This is a genomic window from Bacillus sp. JJ783, assembly GCF_036963225.1.
Lineage (GTDB): Bacteria > Bacillota > Bacilli > Bacillales > Bacillaceae_G > Bacillus_A > Bacillus_A cereus_U.
This window is the reverse complement of sequence record NZ_JBALMG010000006.1, coordinates 13,479-33,825: the sequence shown is the minus strand read 5'-3', so window position 1 is coordinate 33,825 and position 20,347 is coordinate 13,479. Positions and strand designations below refer to the sequence as shown.

Here is a 20,347-nt window from a genome sequence, read left to right as displayed (position 1 = left end):
ACATGTTTGTGAAATGTTGAGCAAACCACTATACCCGTAGTGTTAACTTCATGTAAAAGTCTTTATAACTAAACCTTTCTTTAATTGTATTTTTTTGGTACCCTTATATACGAGTCCTATTTTGTAATATAAGAACGATACCCATTGTAGAGCTGTAATACTCTTATCTCCTAATCTGTTATAGTTTTTATAACAGAGCAAAAAAGTGTACATACGTTGTACACTTTTTTTGTTACCACTATAAAACATCTCTTTTTCTATTTCCATCATAAAATCCACCACGACTGTTTGTTAATGCAATTAATTGCTCTAATCCTTCTATATGATCACCAATAATTCGAAGGACAGCTGGAGGATGACCTATTTTTGCGAAATGTTCACTGGGACGAATACGGTTCATCTTATCAACATCGATACGACTTACACAAGCGATTTCAAAACCTGAAAGTACAGCTTTAACTTGTGCTACACAAGGTGACAATAATGATTTATACCCTATTTCCTTCAAACAAGTACGACTAAATGCATTAGGTACAGCAATAAGAGAGCCTACTCCTAAATCTTTTCTATCACAAGCTAAATTTAATGCATATTTAAATGCTGTTACAAGATGAAGTGGTACTCTCAAATCTAAATAATGATTTAAATCATTTAATGCGACATCCGTTCCATCTGCAATAGCTTTTGCAAAGGGATATAGCTCACTAGCTGGGATAACAAAATCGCCGTCTATAAATAAAACAATTTCTCCTTTTGCAAAATAAGTTCCAAGTGAACGCCCCACATCGTTTCCAAGTGCTTCTTTATACACAATTGTTGTTGCTCCCTTGTCTTTTGCAATTGTTGCCGTTTTATCGGACGAACCATTTACAACAACAATGATTTCCAATGGTTCAATTTTGCGAAGCTCTTCTATAATCTTTCCAATCGTCATCTCTTCATTTTGCACAGGAATAATAACCGATAATTGCTGTCCTTTATACAAATTAGATGTAATGCCCCACCCTTGATAAAAATCTTCAAAATTTAGAGTATGGTAGACACTATTTCTTTTCCTATTTCCATCGCAATATCCCCCGCGCATATCACTGCCTAATATCCTCTCTGCTAAAGCTTCTATATGATCGCCTATCATTCGTTTTTCGGAATGAGCAAGATTCGTGCCGTATGCAGCATGCTCGAGTGGGCGAAATTTATTCGGAGTAATAACATCAATCGCACAATGACGGCTAATTCTCCATTTACTTTGTACTAGACGTAGATGAGCCACAATAGGATTAACAAAACATTCGTATCCAATATTTTGCACAACTTCCTTCGTCAGCGCATGAGGTACAGATAGTAAAGAGTCAATTTGTAATTCTTCTTTCTCTAACATTGCATTTAATATTTGGCGCCATACTGTAATAGAGTGCGGTCTTTGTTTCTTTAAAAATAATGCGCCCAAATTATTTAAAACTACATCAGCCTGATCATATAAAATTGGATTAAGAAATAATTGCAATTGTGAAGTTCGAATAGCAAAATCACCATCTACAAATAATAGAACGTCACCTTTTGCATGTTTGGCACCTACTGCACGCCCTACATCATTCCCAAGTGACTCTCTATAATTAATAACTTTACATCCTAAATTTTCAGCGACCTTATCTGTTCCATCTGTACACCCATTAGTCACTACTATGATTTCCAATGGATTTAAAGGTATTATTGAATGAATAACATCAGAAATTGTATCTATTTCATTACACGCTGGAATAATAACAGATACTGATTTAGTCATGGTTTTCTTCACGAAACCACTTCATAGTTTCTTTCAATCCTTGTTCCCACGTTACTTTCGCTTGAAACTGAACAAGTTCTCTTAATTTCGTTACATCCGGCTTTCGATTTGGAATCTCTTCAAATCCATGTGGATATACTTCCTCAAATGGAACGTGCACAATTTTGGAAACAGACTTCGTTATTTTTTTTATATCTTCCGCTACTTCCCTTATATTTTTTTCATTCTCAGAACCTATATTAATAATTTCACCATTTACCTTTTCATCCATTGCACGAATCGTTGCCTCGACCGCATCACTTACATACGTAAAGCAACGTGTCTGCTTTCCATCTCCATACACGAGAATATCGTCACCTTGCAAAGCCGCACGAATAAATCGTGGAATTACTCCTGCGTACGGACCATCTTTCGCTCTTGGACCATAAATATTAAAATAACGAACAATCGTTACAGGTAAGCCTTCTAATGCGTACCCTAAACACAATGTTTCCTCTAACGTTTTACAAATTGCATAACTCCAACGTATTTTGGAAGTTGCACCGTATAAACGATCTCCTTCTTCAGAGAATGGAGGTTTTCCCTTTCCGTATACTTCCGAAGTAGATGCGAAAACTACTTTCTTCTTCCCTTTTAATGCTGCTTGCAAAATGTTTTTCGTTCCATCAAAGTTCGTTTCAATAAGCTCTACACTTTTTTCCATTGTAGTTTTGACTCCCAAAATTGCAGCTAAATGAAACACCACATCATGTTGATTTACTAATTCATAAATTGAACTTTTATCTAACACGCTTATTGGAATAACTGAAATCTCTTTCATTAACTCATTATGATATTTATTTTTTCCTTTATAGAAGTTATCAACAATAGTAACTTCATAACCTCTTTTCACCAATTCTTCAGCTAAATGCGATCCAATAAATCCTGCTCCACCTGTAATTAAACATTTTTTACTCATACACTCACCTTCTTTATAATTCCACGTGTATCTATTAATCGCTCAATTCCTTTAAAGAGCTTCCAATCGATACTAGAGTGATCAGTTACAATTAAAATACAATCTGCTTGTTTAATTCTTTGTTCATCTAATGGAATGGATTGATATAGTGTATCCCCAATTTTCGCTGAAGAAATATAAGGGTCATGATATTCTATCTTGTACCCTTCTTTTATTAATAATTGAATAATTGGCAACGCTGGTGATTCTCTCAGATCATTTACATCTTTCTTATACGCAACCCCTACAATTAACACCGTTGCGGGTGATTGCACCATACCTTTTATTTTCCCAATTATTTTCTCTGGCATTTCTTCATTAATTACATGTGCCGCCTCAATTAATTGACTAATTGCTCCACTCTTTTTTATTCTCCATTGAAAATATAAAGGGTCTACTGGAATACAATGTCCCCCTATCCCTGGACCTGGCCAATATGGAGTAAATCCAAACGGTTTTGTAGATGCAGCTTCAAGCGCCTCATAAAAATTAACATTCAAACTTTCACAAAGTATATTTAACTCATTTACTAATGAAATATTAACTAAGCGCTGAATATTTTCAAATAGCTTACACATCTCGGCCACTTTCGGAGAGCTAACTGGAACGACTACATCAAATATAGCGCTATACAAATCCTGTACTTTTTGTTTACACTGCTCGGTTTGTCCACTAATAACTTTCGGAATAGTTTGGACTGAATACTGGCTATTCGCTGGATCAATGCGTTCTGGAGAATAGCCAATATAATAATCTTCTCCTACCTTTTTACCTGTTTGAGAAATAATTGGAATGATAACTTCCTCCAGTGTACCTGGATATGTGGAGCTTTCAAAAATGAAGGTTTGTCCTTTTTGAAGGTTTTGTTGTATATAATAAGAGGCTGAAATGAGGGCACTTAAATCTGGTTCTTTCTGCTCATTAATTGGCGTTGGCACAGTCACAATAACATACTCACTATTTTGGAACTCCGCAACACCTTTATCTGGTGTATTTACTATTAATTTTCTCTCGTTCAATAAATTTTGTAATATGTTAGAAGAAACATCAGGAATATAACTTTCTCCTTTTATAATTGATTCTATTTTCCTAGTATCCTTATCTAATCCAAGTACAGCATGTCCTCTTTCTGCAAAAAGGACCGCTAAAGGAAGGCCAACATATCCTAATCCAATAATGGTTACTTTACTACTAGCATTCATCTATATTCTCTTCTTCCCTTCTCAATTGTAGTATTATATCTCTATCCCTTTCTCCATCTGTAAAACTTCCGCGCTCGTCTGTATGCTGTAATAAATAAGCAATCGCCTCAAGCTGATCTCCGAAAATACGATCAAATGCAGGAATTCGTCCGTTTACAAACCCGTGTTGCTCTGGACGTACTCGATTTGTTTTTATAACATCTACAAATTCCACTGCTGTAATAGAGCATTCTTCTAAAATAGCTTTCATTTGAGCTAATGGTGGAATAATAAGAGAATCATATCCAATTTTCTCTATTACCTTTTTATGCATAGCATGTGGCACTGCCGTTAATGAGTTGTTCCATAAATCTGGTCGTTTCGCTACCAAATTCACGAAATATTTCCCCATACTAATTGGATCTGCCGGGTGAAACATATCTAACAAACATTGCAAATCATTTAACGCCACATCATTTCCGTCTTCAATAGCATGCAAAAATGGAATTAGCTTTTTTGCCGGAATAGCAAAATCACCATCAACAAATAAACAAATATCTGCCGTAGCATGCATAGCCCCTATCGCTCGAGCTACATTATGTCCAAGTGCCTTCGCGAATTCAACTACAATAACATTCTCTAGTTTTGCTTGTTTAATTGTCTCTACATCCGCTCCATTCGCAACAACTATAATTTCATCTACACCTGCTTTTTTCACTTCTTGTATGACAGATCTTATAGTCATTCTTTCTTCTGATACTGGTATAATCGCACTGTATTTCGCTTTTTTCCTTTGTAATAAAACTGGTTTATACTTCCCTATAAACTCTCTATCCCTGTTTCCCTCCGAAAAACCGCCGCGTTTACCATATGTTTCGATTACATATTGCAAAGCACGTAAATGATCACCCATAATACGACTAGTCGCTTTCGGATAAGGAGAACCAGGTGATGTACCCGTATGCACAGGACGAACCTTATTCGTGTGAATTACATCGACCGAAGCCATATCGGCAATATCTACTCCTCTAGACATCACCATCGCTTGAAATAATGCGGGATCTGCTAAATTCCACCACCCAAGATTCTCAATAACATCCCGATTCATCGCATGTGGAATTGCGATTAAAGAACCAACAACAAGCTCTTTTTTATTCAAATAACGATTCAACACGAATTTTCCAACTGTCGTATAATGTGGTCTCATCTTTAAATAAACAGACCATGTTAAATTATTCACAACAATTTGATGCCCCTGCTGAATTCCTTTCACGAAACGTTGTAGCTCTTTGCTCTCAATAACGATGTCACCATCTAAAAACAATACAATTTCGCCTTTTGCTTCCCTAGCTCCAATTGCCCTTCCTACATCATTGCCAAGAGAATGTTTATAATAAATCACATGGCAACTATGCTGTAATGCGACTTCCTTCGTTCCATCTGTCGATCCATTATCTACTACAATAATTTCATACGGCTTCAGCTTTTCCACTTCTACTAAAACTTGTGATAAAGTACTTGCTTCATTATGCGCTGGAATAATAACTGATATTCTCATACTTGTATCACTCTTACCCTTCCAAGCGAACATAAGCAATAATAGGAATACGCACAAGTACATCTTCATGTGGCCCATAAGAAGGAGATGTACGAACGCTTACTGCCCCGTCGGTCACAGATAAAAGAATACCTGCTACAATTTCAACAGCTGTCACAACTTGCACTAATTCACCAACATGGTTACGCAATTCATCAGTAAATAACATATATAAGTCTCCTTTCTTACGCTTCTTTCATTGATATAATACTTGTAAATGGTAATAAAACTTCTGTTCCTATTCCTTCTTGCAGCGTTAAGAAATCGTCACCAACTGCTACAATAACACCTGTTAACTGTCCAACTGTCACAGTAATTTCTACGTTTTCACCTAAATATTGCTTTGCAATTTCTTTAAAAGGTGATGTATTGCATTCTTTTAAAATGTTACAAATAATAGATTGAAATTGGCTTGATTCTATAAACTCTTCCGTAGCTTGCTTAGAATTTCTTTGAATAAATCTCGCGAAGTTTTGCGAAAATAAAAGTCGTTCCACAGCAGGCAGTAACTTGTCATCTAAAAAATAACCTAATTGTCTATTAAACAGTCGGGATAATTTATGCCAATATTTTTTGAACAGACACATATGCTTCTCCTCCTATTATTTTTAAAGTATAAGAATTTACATCCATACATCTTAATTTATACAAAGCTGACTTTTTTGTGATAGGTAAGGCATACATTTTCTAGAACATATTCATTATTTTTGTATTACATTAATTAATCATCTTGGATGTATTTCCTCAGCACGAAAAAAAGACTATCCAAAAGGACAGTCTTTTACACTTCTATATTTCGTAACATTGTATAAATGTCGTTATTCACTTTACCAAATGATTTAATGTTATTTTGAATGTTTGATAATAAAACGACATACACACTTCCGTTTTTACTAAATCCATTTAAGCAATTCCAACCTGGCATTACACCGTGATTTGAATAACTGCCTGGATCTACATACCAGCCAAATCCGTAATCCTTTTTCACGGCTGTAAACATTTGATCATAACTCTCTTTTGAAATTAATTTTCCAGAGAATAGCGCTTCATTAAATAAATATAGATCATGCGCGCTTGTATATATATCACCGCAACCATATAGTTGTGACATGCTCGGAATGTTAGGTGTTGTCATGTTGTTATTCACTATTTTATAACCCGTTGATGGGAACCTTGTTTGCTCTAACGCTTTACCAAAACCAGAATGCTTCATACCAGCAGTAGCAAAAATATGTTGTTTAATATATTCTTCTAATGGTTGTCCACTTACCTTCTCAGCAATGTAAGCAAGTATAGAGTAGTTCGAATCGGAATACTTCCATTTCTCTCCTGGACCGCCAATACGCTTTTGATTCCCTATCCGCTTTATCAGTTCTTCATGAGAGATATCTTCTGTTCCCTGCTCATATTCAGGAATTCCTGATGTATGTGTTAGTAAATGTTTTAGCTGAATGCTATTACCTTGAGGGAAATCTGGGATATACTTCGCTACTGTATCTTCTACTTGTAATTTATTCTGATCTTTCAATTGCATAATAGCGGTCGCTACAAATGCCTTTGAAATAGAGCCAATATAAAAGGTTGTTTCTGAATTATTCGGTACTTGCTTCTCTTTGTTCGCCATACCGTATCCTTTATTCAAAAGAACTTTTCCGTTCTTCACAATAACAGCTGTCCCACTAAATCCTGCGTTTTGTAAATATTGATCCAATTGAGCGTTTTCATTAATCTCTTGAGGCGGTCCTTCAGCAGGTTTCTCTATAACTTGCGCCTGTTTTATCTGTTCTTCCTGTTCTTTTTGTTTTCTTTGTTTTTCAGCTTCTTGCCTTTTCATTTCTTCTTTCTTTTTTATCTCTTCTTGCTTCTTCATTTCTGCTGCTGCTTTTAAAGTTTCCTCTTTTTTATTATGCGCAACAATTTTTGTATACATGAAATATACAAGTGAAAATAGTAGAACGAGAATGATTGTTCTTTTTATGTATACAATCGGACGACTTACTTTCCCATTAACAGTATTTTTTTCCTGATCCATGATTACCTTTTTCCCCTTATTTACCGATAATTTAATTCATCTACACAAGACTTTTTCCAAATCATTTCAGTAGATTATAGACACTCCATTCTATATCATCCCTACTTTATCACGCGCTGAACATATTACCAACCTATATGCATAAAAAAGAAAAAGAAAATTTACAAAAGTAAGATTCCCTTTGAAATTTCAACATAATAAAAGAGGATATCCTGTAAAAGACTGGCGTTATCAATCTTTTTGGATATCCTCTTATCTAACTATCTATACGTGTTTTTTCATATCATCGGCAACTGATTCAACGTTTGTACCTACGATAACTTGTACACTTGTGTTACTTAATTTCATAACACCTTTTGCACCGGCACGTTTTAATGCTGGTTCATTTACTAAACTTGCATCTTTCACTTGTAAGCGTAGACGAGTTGCACAGTTATCAATAACTGCTAAGTTCTCTTTTCCGCCTAAAGCAGCTACGTAAGTTTCACCAATTGAACCTGCAACTGGTGCATCACCCTCTTCAGCTAACTCATCTTCATCTTCATCTTCACGACCAGGAGTTTTTAAGTCGAACTTCTTAATTAAGAAGTAGAATACTGCAAAGTAAATTGCTGCGTAAATTAAACCGATTCCCGCTAATAATACTGGTTTTGTTGCAATACCAAAGTTTAAAACGTAATCGATTGCACCGGCACTGAATGAGAAACCATCATGAATGCCAAGTGTCGTTGTAATGAATAAAGAAAGACCTGTTAATACTGCATGAATACCATATAATACTGGTGATAAGAACATGAATGAGAATTCAATTGGTTCTGTAATACCAGTTAAGAATGAAGTTAATGCTAGACCACCTAACATACCTGTAACCATTTTACGTTTTTCTGGTTTAGCAGCCGCAATCATTGCGAAACATGCTGCCGGTAAACCGAACATCATGATTGGGAAGAAACCAGTCATAAACATACCTGCTGATGGATCTTTTGCAAAGAAGCGTGCAATATCACCATGAACGATATCACCAGCTGCGTTTGTAAAGTCACCAAGTACAAACCAGAAGTATGTGTTCATTACATGGTGTAAACCGATTGGAATTAATAAACGGTTTAATAATCCGAATAAACCAGCACCAACTGAACCTAAGTTCACGATGCCGTGTGCTACCGCATCAATACCACTTTGAATTGTTGGCCAAATTTGACCGAATACTAATCCTAGAAGAAGCATTACAATAGAAGTAATGATTGGTACGAAACGTTTCCCCGCAAAGAAACCTAACCATTCTGGTAATTTAATCTTATGGAATTTGTTATATAGTAACCCCGCAACAACCCCAGCAATAATACCACCAAGTATGGCCATATTTATTTTTGGCGTTAGCGCCGCTGCTTTTGAAACTTTTGTCATTGTATCTGCTAATTTAGTTGGATCTGCTGAACCGACTAAATCCTGAACACTTTTTAATTTATCATTCAGCTCTGCTGCTGAATATGCCTTACTTAGAGCGTTCGTTGTATTTTGTAAAACAAGATATCCGATTGCCCCAGCAAGTCCTGCTGCTCCACTACCATCAATAGACAAACCGATTGCAACACCAATTGCAAAAATAAGTGCTAAATTATCAAAAATTGCTGCACCGGCCTGTGCCATAACAGGAATATTAAATACATCTTCTTGCCCTAAACGAAGCAATAATCCTGCTGCTGGTAGTACTGCGATTGGAAGCATTAACGCTTTACCAATACGTTGTAAAAACTGCAACATTTTAATTCCCCCTATCAAATTTATGAAATCGTTATCATTATAAGTACGCTTTAGAAAACGCTTTCTATTACATAACCATAATAACATATAGTTGTATAGATGTGTAGTTTTTATTTCCGAACTTTTTATGGATAAGTTTTCTATTTCTAAACTGTTATATAAAAGGAAAATTCTCCTTTTTTAATAGCAGATCATTGGCACTGAAAACTCACTATAAACATTTAACTTTCGTTTTATCATTCCACTTTTTCATGTTATTATTTATTTCCGAGCATATCGGGAAAAGTAAACTTAGTTAATTCGAAATAGGAGCGTTGGTACTATGCAGTGCATTGAAACAAACAACTTACGGCAGTTGTTAGAACAAGTAAAACCATATACGAAAAAAGGAAAACTTGCTACTTATATCCCCGAACTAGGAAATGCAGATCCAGCTGATTTAGGGATTGCCATTTTCCATAAAGAAACAGAATATATCCATGCTGGCAACTCACAAACACTATTTACTCTTCAAAGTATTTCCAAAGTAATTACACTTGCACTTGCCCTTTTAGATCGTGGTGAAGAATATGTATTTTCTAAAGTCGGAATGGAGCCAACTGGTGACCCTTTTAATTCTATTATTAAGTTAGAAACGACAAGTCCTTCCAAACCTCTTAATCCAATGATTAATGCAGGAGCACTAGCTATTACAAGCATGTTAGCTGGAAAAGATAACGAAGAAAAAATGGAGCATATTCTTCATTTTGTACGTGAAATAACAGATAATCCTACTATTAATTATTCTTCTACAGTTGCTAATTCAGAATTAGAGACTGCTTACTTGAACCGTTCACTTTGTTACTATATGAAACAAAACAGCATTATCGATTGTGATATTGAAGAACTTATGGATTTATACACTCGTCAATGTGCAGTTGAAGTAAACTGTATCGATTTAGCACGTATTGGCTTAATTTTTGCAATGGATGGATATGATCCATATAAAAAGAAACAGATCATCCCTAAACATATTACGAAAATCTGTAAAACATTTATGGTTACTTGCGGGATGTATAATGAATCTGGTGAATTTGCAATTCGTGTTGGAATCCCTGCAAAAAGTGGTGTAGCGGGCGGCATTTTCGGCTGCGTAAAAGGCGAAATGGGAATCGGTATTTTCGGACCAGCTTTAGATGCAAACGGAAATAGTATCGCTGGTTTTAAAATTCTCGAATTACTTTCTGCCCAAGAAGGTTGGAGTATGTTTTAATTTAGAAGTTATCCTGCTATATTGGCAGGATTTTTTATTTCACGAAAAAGTCCGTTCTACTAGGCATCAACACAATTCAAAAAAACAGTAATAAAAGTTCTCTTTATTATGCATATTTGTTCCCCCCTCCTGAATAATATAGTACAACCTAGCGCTGTATGTGGAGGTGTAAAAGATGAAACTCATATTTCAAATGGAGAAACAACCTGTTCTCGAAAAAACAATTCTCCTTTTCATATTGAGTATTGTAGAAAGTTTGAAACTAAAAGTTGTTTCACTCGATGAAGCTCACCGATACATATTCAATTTAGAAGTGCTTGAACTATTAATGGATCGGAACATCGATGATCAAGTACTAGAACTTATTCATTTCGGAATGGGACTTGAAGACATTTACCATGTACTGCCCGAAGAACTTGAACATAGTATTGAAGAACTGAAATGGCTTTGTATTCAAGTTTTAAGTGAGTACAGTATGCATGATGATGAATGTGCACAACTAATTGAAGATATACGCTAAAAAGCACCTATAAAGGTGCTTTTATTTTTTTAAACCTTTTGCGCAAAAATTGGATAATACTTGCAAATTTTCGTTACCTTGAAAAGATTTCACGTCGATATATGCAATTTCTTAGTGTATTTCCAAGGAAATACTCGAATACTGTTTTCTCTATCCTTCTTACAACAATTGATCAATTCCAATAAGAATTAATAACACACCTGCAATTATAGTTGCCCATTTCCCTAAGTATTCAGCTAAAAATCTTTTACCCACATACGTAAAACCGCTAATACAAATAAAACTAAAAATCCCAGAAATACATGCCGTAAGCCAAAGATTTAAATTTGTTACTCCAGCATCAAATCCACCTGCAATATTATTTATGGATAATGCAACTCCTAAAACAATTGCTTCCGAAAAACTAATTGTTTTAGAACCATCAAAATCTGCTTTTTCTGGATCACGTAAAACCCCCATAAGTACACTACTATCTTTAGATCCTACGGTATCTTGTTGACTCAAGAAAGGCTGACATAAAATAAACACCCCGATTATGCCTAAAACGATTGCTCCAATAATGTTTGCTGTGAACTCTGAAATAAATAATGCGATCCAATTCCCAAAAAATCCAGCTAGTAAAGTAAATAAAAATCCAAAAAATGCGATGATAAAATTGTTAAACCACGAAATTCGAATTTTGCGAATGCCATATGCAATCCCAACACCTGCATTATCTAAATTAGACGCAATCCCGATTAAAAAAATTGAAAATAAACCCGCTGTACTCATCTTACAGTCACCCCTTTCTCACTTTTCATTGCATATTATGAAAATGTTGAGCAACTGTGCTTGTCTGTTTCATATACTTGTAATAAATGCTCAACATTTTTTCAACGATAAACAATAGAAAAGGAGTGCCTACATTATGCCCAATGAAAATCCAAATGAGCGGCTCGGTAAATTAATAAAGAAACTGTTAAAGGAGCGCGCTCTATCTATGCGCCAACTAGGAACACTGACAAATATTGATCCTGCAACAATTTCAAGAATAATTAATGGCAAACAACAACCGAAGCAAAACCATTTACAAAAATTCGCAAAATGTCTACAAGTTCCACCGCAATTATTACTTGATGAAATGTATCCCGACTCTCCACACATAAATAAAGAAAAAGCAGATATGTACACATCTCTCGATACAATTCAGCAAACATTACAATCCTCTAACCTATTCGACTTCGAGTACACAACAACTCGTGTGAAACAAGAACTTGAAAATTACGAGCGCTATGCTCAAACTACTGAAGGCGAAAAACGTATTCACGAGAGTTTCAAAAGTAAACTAGAACAAATTGATAGTGCTGGCCCTTTCATTGAACAATTAACAAGTATGTATCAACAATTTTGTACAGAAACCATTTCAAACGAAGAACGTGCAATTATTGGGGGTGCCTTACTATATTTCATTTTATCAACAGACATTATCCCCGATTATCTTTTTCCAATTGGCTATTTAGATGATGCCATTGCCGTTGAATTAGCTAAAGAGAAATTAATTGAAGTCAAACGAAGAACATAAAAAGCATAACAAGCTATTTCAGATATTGAATTTATCACCCTCTGAAATAGTTACAAAAAAATCGTACAAGCATACTTACTCGCACGATTCAAAAATCAAACTATTTCCTTATTTTCTCGTATGACACCATTCATATATAAACGCTGTTATTACTTTTGTAAATTCAATTAACTGCTCAACTTCAACCTTCTCATTTACAGAGTGTGCTTCTTCTAGTGTGCCTGGTCCATAAATAATCGCTGGAATGTGGAACTCACTAAACCAACCTCCATCAGTTACCGTTGCTGACATATCTAAAATTGCATTTTTAGATAAAATAGATTCATGTACTGAATTTAGAGTTTTTACAGCAACATGTTCGCTATCTACTTCTAAAGAAGGAAAAATTTCGCCACGATCCACAATCATTGATTCTCCGCCCCACTTAAATTGTGGTGGGTTCTCGCTTAACCATGGATCTGCTGCTGCCACTTTTCCTAAATACTCTTCTATTTCTTCTATTATTTGTTCATACGTTTCATTTGGATAAAAATGTACGGTTACCCACAATCGACACTCATCCGCAATAAATGCCGCATGACGTCCTCCTTCAATAACAGCTGGATTAATTGTTGTTGTTCCAGATGGATAGCCTTCATATGTTTTCATGACTGCCCAATGACGCTCTAATTCTTGTAAGCTTTGTACAATTTTCATCATTTTCTCAATCGCACTCGCTCCAAATAGACGTCCTCCAGCATGGATCATTTGTCTACGTGTTGCATCATGAAACGTTTGCGGGCTTTTCACAGTAATCCATCCAGTAATTACGCCGCCTTGTCCTTGCATATGTAAATCGCTCGTATCCACTACTACTGCAAAATCAGCATCGTAACCACGTTTACAGCATTGAAGTGTCCCTGCTTCTCCTACTTCTTCGCCAATTACCGATTGAAAAATTAAATCCCCAGGTAATTCAATCCCCGCTTCTTCTAAAAGCTGAATAGCAAATAAGGCTCCAGCTAGTCCACCTTTCATATCTGCCGCACCTCTCCCAACTAACCAACCGTCTTTTATAAATGGCTCAAACGGATTTGTTTCCCACGGCTCGTCCTTTGATACTTCTGCAACATCTATATGTCCATTAATAATGAGACTTTTATGTGACTCACTTGCTGTCCCTTTTTTCACTCCAACAACATTCGGATCATTCGGATATACATCCCATTTATCAATACTAAAATTTCGTTTTTTTAGAAACCCTGCAACAAATTCTTGCGCCTCATTTGTATTTCTTGCTGGTGGTGCTGGTGTTTCAAAGCGAATTAAAGCTTTTGTAAGTTCTAGTAGCTCATCTTTTCGTAAATCAATCTGTTTTAATAGCTGTGAAACTTCTTGATTCATTGCTAATTCCCCTTTGCATACGTGGTATGTTTCCAGCTTTATTTTCACAAAAAAAGAGACTGTTTACAATCTTACAGTCTCCAAATTAATCAATATTATAAAGTGAAACTATAATCAGTGGGGGGATTCATCCCCACTGATTATTAGCCTTCACCAATCGAGCGTTTACGGGCAGTTTATCTCCCACCTAACTTCTTTGCTCCAGCCAAATTTTGAGGTGGGAGTTTTACTGCCCGTTAATGCGGGGTAAACTTTCTAATTCTGTTGTATTTGTCTTTTCAATAAGTTCTACTTTACTTCGCTTATTTTTGGTAGCACGATAAAACAGTAAACAAACGATCATAAATGGAATACCACAATACAATGCCATTCTTTGTTCCGGAATAAAAGCCATTCCAACAATTACAGTTAAATTTAATACTAACGCAAGAATTGGAACAAATGGATACAGTGGTGTTTTAAATTTCAAATTCTTAATATCCCCGCCCTGCTTTAAGTATGTCCTTCTAGCTAATAGGTTAGATAAAGCAATAGATGCCCAAACTAATATCGCTCCGAACCCTGCAATTGAAAGAAGCCATAAATAAACTGTATCTTCCGCATAAATACCTGATAGTAATGAGAGACATCCTACAAACGTACTTACAATCAATGCATAAATAGGAACACCATTTTTAGATAACTTACCAAAAATTGGGCTAATCATTCCTTGATTCGACATCGACCATAGCATACGGGAAGTTGCATATAATCCTGAATTCGCAACTGATAGTACAGCTGTAATAATAACGAAATTTATAATATCAGCCGCATAAGGAATACCAATTTTATCAAATACAACTACGAATGGACTTTCTATCACACCTGCTTGCTGCCAAGGAAATAGTCCCGCAAGAATAAAAATAGATAGTACAAAGAAAATAAGTATGCGCCAAACTGTATTATTAATTGCCTTCGGGATAGTTTTCTCTGGATTTTCACTCTCACCAGCTGCAATACCAACTAGTTCTGTTCCTTGGAAGGAAAAATTAACTGCAATCATCGTAATTAAAATAGCCGATAATCCATTTGGGAATAATCCACCATAATCAGTAAAGCTAGAAAACATTGGTGCTGGTTCATTTCCTTTCATATCTAGAAAACCAAACATTGCCGCCCCGCCCAAAATAATAAATGCAATGATTGTAATGACTTTAATACTTGCAAACCAAAATTCAACTTCCGCAAAACTTCTTGAAGATAATGCATTAATAGCAAAGAGCAACACTGCAAACACTACACACCAAATCCATGACGGTACATCCGGAAACCATCGTTTCATTAAAATACTAACTGCAATTAATTCAATACCTATCGTAGCAGACCAGTTTAGCCACGACATCCATCCCACTACATAACCTGCTGCAGGAGAGATGTGCTTTGTAGCATACGTTTGATAAGATCCTGCATCAGGCATCGCAACCGCTAACTCTCCAAGGCAAAGCATCGTTAAATACATAACAAACCCACCGACAAGATACGCTACAATTGCCCCTCCAGGTCCAGCTTCATGAATTGTATAACCCGATCCTAAAAAAAGTCCTGTACCAATAACTCCCCCGAGTGCAATCATAAATATGTGCCGACTTTTCAATTCCCTTTTTAATCCCTGGTTTTGATCCATCATATAAATCCCCCCTTTTCACTTTGCAAACCCATTTAATGTAAGCGTTTTTAAAACCCTTCATAGTAAAAATAATTATTAAAAAGTGCAAAATACATATTACTTCTATTAATCACTACCTGTTATTAACAGGTCATCCCTCACTGTTATTAATAATTTTTGATCAGCGATAGCTTCGCCTTCTACCACTTCTAATGATTCAATATAACCACTGATTCCCACTTTAATTTCCACTTGCTGCTTATCTATTGTTTCAATTAACGCTAATTTCTCCCACTCATATACGTAAGAACTTTCAGTAACAAATAATTTCTCTACTTTCCCGTAACAAGGACTATACACGCCTTCTACAACCGTCTTCACTTTATAAATTCCTCCCTCTTATTAATTGGCACTGAAACGTTGCATAACCTATAAAGATTCCTAATCCCCCTACTCTTTAAATTTAGAGATCTCAACTACTATTCATGCAAAATACGTACCAACCTCAACACCTATGTGAAATTGGGATTTCTTACGAAAAAAATCTGCATAACCGCAAAATTTTTCTATCATTTGAAAAGTTTTAAGAGAAAATAGCAAAAAAATTTTGCGATTTTATGAGAATTTTAATAAAATTATAAAAAGTCAGTCTTCATAGGGTATAACGAGGAGAAGATAATACATGCATACAGAAGAAATCAATTTTAAAAAGATTATTGAAATGAATATGCTATATGAAACTTTACTAAATGAACTAGATATTGGGATTCATATTATTAATGAGGAAAGTAAAACGATTATCTATAACCGCAAAATGATGGACATTGAATCAATGGATCGTTCTGATGTGCTAGATAAAAATCCTTTAGAAGTATTTGCATTTGAAGAAAATAAAAATAGTACTCTTATAGAAGCATTAAAACTTGGAAAAACAAACAAAAATATAAAACAAACGTATTTTAACAATAAAGGACAAGAGATTACGACGATTAACGATACTTTTCCTATAATAGAAAATGGAAAAATTAAAGGCGCTATTGAAATTTCAAAAGAGATTAGTCATTTAAAGCAAACAATGAAAACGAACCTTTCTCGCAAACAAAATACTAAGTTTACCTTTGATCACATAATTGGTGATTCTAGAGCTATTCAATCGGTCATTGCAGAAGCAAAGAGAGTAATACGTACATCCTCCTCCATACTTATCATCGGAGAAACAGGGACTGGTAAAGAGCTATTTGCGCAGAGCATCCATAATGAAAGCCAGCGTTCAACAAAACCATTTATTTCGCAAAACTGTGCCGCTATACCAGAAACCTTAATGGAAAGTCTACTATTTGGTACAAATCGAGGTGCTTTTACAGGAGCAATAGATAAACCAGGTTTATTTGAAGAAGCAAACGGCGGGACTTTGTTATTAGATGAGATCAACTCATTAAGTCCAACACTTCAAGCTAAATTGCTGCGGGCTATACAAGAAAAAACAATACGAAGAATCGGAGGCACACAAGAAAAAGAAATTGATGTTCGTATTATAGCAACTATTAATGAAGATCCTCTTGAAGCCATAGCACACAATCGATTAAGGCAAGACTTATATTACCGATTAAGCGTTGTTACTCTATGTCTTCCACCTTTACGGGAACGAAAAGAAGATATTACATATCTTGTTCAACATTTTATTGAAAAATACAATATCCAATTTGATCTTAGCGTAAAAGATGTAGATTTAAACGTAAATAACTTCTTCTATAAATACGATTGGCCTGGTAATGTGAGAGAACTAGAACATATAATTGAAGGCTCCATGAACTTAATAGAAGATGAAGATATCATTACAGCGTTCCATATGCCAACGCACTTTCGCGAACTAGCAAAAAAGGAACTCAATATGCAGACTCCGCTAACTAGTCACAATACTGATACGCCACAAAATTTAAAACGTATAATCGAAGAAATGGAAAAGAAATATATCCATCAAATTCTTAAAGAAAATAAAGGTAATATCTCACAAGCCGCAAAGTTTTTAGGATTGAGCAGACAAAACTTACAATATCGAATTAAAAAATTGCATTTACACATATAAAATGACTCTCTCTTCAAGTACAAGTAATCACTTGGAAAAATATGTTATAATATACATATAACATGCTAGAAAGGGGCTATATATATGAGTAATGATAAAAAATTAAAGTTATTACAATACTTATACCTTCTCCCTGCCGTTCTATGTATGATGTTATTCATTAATGCTGATATGAGCAGCTTTCCTTATGCAAAGCTCTTAGGCACAATTAGCGGCTCCTTTGCAGCTATTATGCTTGCTGCTTTTTGGAATTTGAAGCTACTTATGAAGAAAGAAAAATCTTCTTAATTTCAAAGTACAAAAAAATCGAGCCTTATCAGCTCGATTTTTTTACTTATTATTAAAATTTAACATTCTCCAAGTACAACCCGCTCGCCTCAGCAAGACAATTAATTTGATTACGTTGTTTTTCCTCTAAAATGTTTGGAATTGCGTCCGCCTCTAATTGTCCTAATCCAACTTCAATTAATGCTCCAACAATTTTTCGCACCATGTTATGAAGGAATCCGTTACCACTTACTCTAATTTGTACAAATCCTGATTCTTCGAAAACATCAAGTGTATACACTTCTCGAACCATAGATTTTTTCTTAGACTTTGCATTTGAAAAAGCAGTGAAGTCATGTGAACCAATTAAATGTTTCGCAGCTTCTTTCATGCTTTTCACATTTAATTGTTTATTCACGTGCATGCTGTATTTACGCATAAATGGGTTCGTATGCTCTTCATTCCAAATTTTATACAGATATGTTTTTGCTTTAGAATTGTAACGAGCATGGAAACGATCTGGTACTTCTTCTACACTCGTAATACTAATATCATTTGGTAAATATTGATTTAAATATTTTTTCACTTTATGTTCTACTAACTTCTCATCACTTTGAAAGTTAGCTACTTGATTCAAAGCGTGTACACCTGCATCCGTTCTACTACAGCCGATAATTTCAGTTTCTTTTCCGACCATTTCAGATATTATACTTTCGATTTTCCCCTGAATCGTATTGTCATTATTCCCAAGACGTTGCCACCCTTTATAACGCGCACCGTCATATTGAATCGTCAATTTATAATTGTTCATCGTATTCTCCTTACTTCCATTCGCTAAATAAAATATACCCTCACATAACTCCTGCTTTGTGAGGGACATATCCTTATTGAATGTTACTTTCTAACAAGTTTCACTACATTTTCTACATGAGCTGTATGCGGGAACATATCAACTGGTTGCACATACTCCACTTCATAACTCTTCATTAATGTTTGTACATCACGTGCTAATGAAGATGGATTACAAGACACGTAAACAACTTGTTTCGGTTTCACTTTTAAAATCGTTTCAAGTAATTTATCATCGCAACCTGTACGCGGTGGATCGACAACAATGACATCTGGGCTCCAGCCTTCTTTCACCCATTTCGGTAACCATTGTTCCGCTTTACCAGCTTCATACTTTGTATTTGTGAATCCGTGGCGTTTTGCATTTTTCTTTGCATCTTCAATCGCTTCTGGAATTACATCCATACCACGTACTTCCGCTGCATCATTCGCAAGCCAAAGTCCAATCGTACCGACACCGCAATACGCATCCACAATCTTCTCGTTTCCTGTTAAAGCAGCTGCTTTTTTCGCTTCATCGTATAAAACAACCGTTTGTTCTGGATTTAATTGGAAGAATGCGCGTGCTGATAATTCAAATGATAAATCACCTAGTGTTTCTTGAATTACTTCTTTTCCAGCTAATTTAAATGTTTTATCACCGAAAATAACAGATGTTTTACGCCAGTTTACGTTTTGCATAATTGATTTAACACTTGGCATCTGTTTTTGTACTTCTGCGATAAATTGATCTTTATTTGGTAATTCTTCTTTTGTTGTAATAAGTGTGACTTGCACTTCCCCTGTTTGAACTGCAGTACGTGTCACAATTGTGCGTACTAAACCTTTTTGTTTTTTCTCATTGTAAATAGAAACATTTAATTTTTCTAATATACGTCTTACAACTTTTGTCGCTTCATTCGTTGCTTTATGCTGAATCATGCAATGAGAAATATCAATTAACTGATGTGAGTTTTGCTTATATAACCCTGTAATAACCTTTTCGTCTTTACGCCCCACTTGCAATTGACTTTTATTACGATAATGCCATGGATTTTCCATACCAAGCGTTGGGCGAATTTTCTCTTCTAGACTGTCATTCATATACTTCTCGAATGCTTGTACAACGATATCACGCTTTTGATTTAATTGTTCTTTATAATCTAAGTGCTGCAATTGGCAGCCACCACACTCCTCATATACTGAACATGGTGCTTTCACACGATGTGGTGATGATTTACGAACTTTTTTCACTTTCGCTTCAGCGAAGCCACGCTGAATTTTCGTTGCTTCAGCAACAACTTCTTCTCCTGGTAATGCCCCTGGAATGAAAACAACTTGTCTCTTAAAATAACCAACGCCTTCTCCGTTAATCCCAAGACGTTTAATTGTCACAGGAAACGTTTGACCAACTTCCAACTTACTCTCTTGTTGCTCTTGTATCATTATTA

The 20,347-nt window shown here is 35.4% G+C and carries 20 protein-coding genes; 5 read left to right on the top strand and 15 right to left on the bottom strand.

Features of this window, described 5'->3' with window-relative positions:
• Positions 1 to 48 precede the first annotated feature (48 nt).
• From V7038_RS01400 to nagE, 9 genes are all read right to left on the bottom strand, one after another.
• Positions 49 to 270: a hypothetical protein gene (locus V7038_RS01400; RefSeq protein WP_002159385.1), complete on the bottom strand. Its 222-nt coding sequence runs from the start codon at positions 268 to 270 to the stop codon at positions 49 to 51.
• Positions 239 to 1,783: a glycosyltransferase family 2 protein gene (locus V7038_RS01395; protein WP_199661210.1), complete on the bottom strand. Its 1,545-nt coding sequence runs from the start codon at positions 1,781 to 1,783 to the stop codon at positions 239 to 241. Before V7038_RS01395 ends, V7038_RS01400 begins: the two co-directional genes overlap by 32 nt.
• Complete coding sequence (locus V7038_RS01390; protein WP_002201855.1) at positions 1,776 to 2,741, bottom strand: NAD-dependent epimerase/dehydratase family protein; 966 nt, start codon at positions 2,739 to 2,741, stop codon at positions 1,776 to 1,778. The genes V7038_RS01395 and V7038_RS01390 overlap by 8 nt, the downstream gene beginning before the upstream one ends.
• Positions 2,738 to 3,982 carry a nucleotide sugar dehydrogenase gene (locus V7038_RS01385; RefSeq protein ID WP_199661211.1) on the bottom strand — a complete coding sequence of 415 codons (1,245 nt, stop codon included), beginning with the start codon at positions 3,980 to 3,982 and terminating at the stop codon, positions 2,738 to 2,740. Before V7038_RS01385 ends, V7038_RS01390 begins: the two co-directional genes overlap by 4 nt.
• Positions 3,972 to 5,519: a glycosyltransferase family 2 protein gene (locus V7038_RS01380; RefSeq protein WP_199661212.1), complete on the bottom strand. Its 1,548-nt coding sequence runs from the start codon at positions 5,517 to 5,519 to the stop codon at positions 3,972 to 3,974. The genes V7038_RS01385 and V7038_RS01380 overlap by 11 nt, the downstream gene beginning before the upstream one ends.
• Before the next feature lie 13 nt (positions 5,520 to 5,532).
• Complete coding sequence (locus V7038_RS01375; RefSeq protein WP_199661213.1) at positions 5,533 to 5,727, bottom strand: hypothetical protein; 195 nt, start codon at positions 5,725 to 5,727, stop codon at positions 5,533 to 5,535.
• A 16-nt stretch (positions 5,728 to 5,743) separates the two neighbouring features.
• Positions 5,744 to 6,145, bottom strand: coding sequence for a DUF2642 domain-containing protein (locus V7038_RS01370; protein WP_335468836.1), 402 nt, complete (start codon positions 6,143 to 6,145; stop codon positions 5,744 to 5,746).
• 194 nt (positions 6,146 to 6,339) lie between these two features.
• Positions 6,340 to 7,590 (bottom strand): serine hydrolase domain-containing protein, encoded by a 1,251-nt coding sequence (locus V7038_RS01365; RefSeq protein ID WP_199661214.1) that lies wholly within the window; start codon positions 7,588 to 7,590, stop codon positions 6,340 to 6,342.
• A 264-nt stretch (positions 7,591 to 7,854) separates the two neighbouring features.
• Complete coding sequence (nagE, locus tag V7038_RS01360; RefSeq protein ID WP_335468833.1) at positions 7,855 to 9,354, bottom strand: N-acetylglucosamine-specific PTS transporter subunit IIBC; 1,500 nt, start codon at positions 9,352 to 9,354, stop codon at positions 7,855 to 7,857.
• Between the two features lie 322 nt (positions 9,355 to 9,676).
• Between nagE and glsA the strand changes: the two genes are divergently transcribed.
• Together glsA and V7038_RS01350 are read left to right on the top strand one after the other, a co-directional pair.
• Positions 9,677 to 10,606 carry a glutaminase A gene (gene glsA / locus V7038_RS01355; RefSeq protein WP_002201862.1) on the top strand — a complete coding sequence of 310 codons (930 nt, stop codon included), beginning with the start codon at positions 9,677 to 9,679 and terminating at the stop codon, positions 10,604 to 10,606.
• A 175-nt stretch (positions 10,607 to 10,781) separates the two neighbouring features.
• Positions 10,782 to 11,126, top strand: coding sequence for a DUF3969 family protein (locus V7038_RS01350; protein WP_002091149.1), 345 nt, complete (start codon positions 10,782 to 10,784; stop codon positions 11,124 to 11,126).
• Between the two features lie 159 nt (positions 11,127 to 11,285).
• On the opposite strand, the gene ytaF is transcribed toward V7038_RS01350, so the two are convergent.
• On the bottom strand, positions 11,286 to 11,897 hold the full coding sequence (ytaF, locus tag V7038_RS01345; RefSeq protein ID WP_033716932.1) for a sporulation membrane protein YtaF: 612 nt from the start codon (positions 11,895 to 11,897) through the stop codon (positions 11,286 to 11,288).
• A gap of 136 nt (positions 11,898 to 12,033) precedes the next feature.
• Between ytaF and V7038_RS01340 the strand changes: the two genes are divergently transcribed.
• Positions 12,034 to 12,687, top strand: a complete 654-nt coding sequence (locus V7038_RS01340; protein ID WP_002201865.1) for a helix-turn-helix domain-containing protein — start codon at positions 12,034 to 12,036, stop codon at positions 12,685 to 12,687.
• Between the two features lie 108 nt (positions 12,688 to 12,795).
• Here V7038_RS01340 and V7038_RS01335 read toward each other — a convergent pair whose 3' ends face one another.
• The 3 genes from V7038_RS01335 to V7038_RS01325 all read right to left on the bottom strand — a co-directional run bounded on the left by V7038_RS01335 (position 12,796) and on the right by V7038_RS01325 (position 16,096).
• The gene (locus V7038_RS01335; protein WP_335468829.1) at positions 12,796 to 14,118 is read right to left on the bottom strand and encodes an acetylornithine deacetylase; all 1,323 of its coding nucleotides are present in this window, start codon (positions 14,116 to 14,118) and stop codon (positions 12,796 to 12,798) included.
• A gap of 178 nt (positions 14,119 to 14,296) precedes the next feature.
• Positions 14,297 to 15,736 carry an amino acid permease gene (locus tag V7038_RS01330; RefSeq protein WP_335468827.1) on the bottom strand — a complete coding sequence of 480 codons (1,440 nt, stop codon included), beginning with the start codon at positions 15,734 to 15,736 and terminating at the stop codon, positions 14,297 to 14,299.
• Between the two features lie 105 nt (positions 15,737 to 15,841).
• Positions 15,842 to 16,096 (bottom strand): biotin/lipoyl-containing protein, encoded by a 255-nt coding sequence (locus V7038_RS01325; protein WP_335468825.1) that lies wholly within the window; start codon positions 16,094 to 16,096, stop codon positions 15,842 to 15,844.
• A gap of 301 nt (positions 16,097 to 16,397) precedes the next feature.
• On the opposite strand from V7038_RS01325, the gene V7038_RS01320 reads away from it, so the two are divergent.
• The gene (locus tag V7038_RS01320) at positions 16,398 to 17,801 is read left to right on the top strand and encodes a sigma-54 interaction domain-containing protein (RefSeq protein WP_335468823.1); all 1,404 of its coding nucleotides are present in this window, start codon (positions 16,398 to 16,400) and stop codon (positions 17,799 to 17,801) included.
• 84 nt (positions 17,802 to 17,885) lie between these two features.
• The gene (locus tag V7038_RS01315; RefSeq protein WP_002113778.1) at positions 17,886 to 18,089 is read left to right on the top strand and encodes a hypothetical protein; all 204 of its coding nucleotides are present in this window, start codon (positions 17,886 to 17,888) and stop codon (positions 18,087 to 18,089) included.
• A 52-nt stretch (positions 18,090 to 18,141) separates the two neighbouring features.
• On the opposite strand, the gene truA is transcribed toward V7038_RS01315, so the two are convergent.
• Together truA and rlmD are read right to left on the bottom strand one after the other, a co-directional pair.
• A complete protein-coding gene (truA, locus tag V7038_RS01310; RefSeq protein ID WP_002113777.1) occupies positions 18,142 to 18,879 on the bottom strand; it encodes a tRNA pseudouridine(38-40) synthase TruA in 738 nt (245 codons plus the stop codon).
• Positions 18,880 to 18,962: 83 nt separating this feature from the next.
• Positions 18,963 to 20,342 carry a 23S rRNA (uracil(1939)-C(5))-methyltransferase RlmD gene (gene rlmD, locus V7038_RS01305; RefSeq protein WP_335468821.1) on the bottom strand — a complete coding sequence of 460 codons (1,380 nt, stop codon included), beginning with the start codon at positions 20,340 to 20,342 and terminating at the stop codon, positions 18,963 to 18,965.
• Positions 20,343 to 20,347 lie beyond the last annotated feature (5 nt).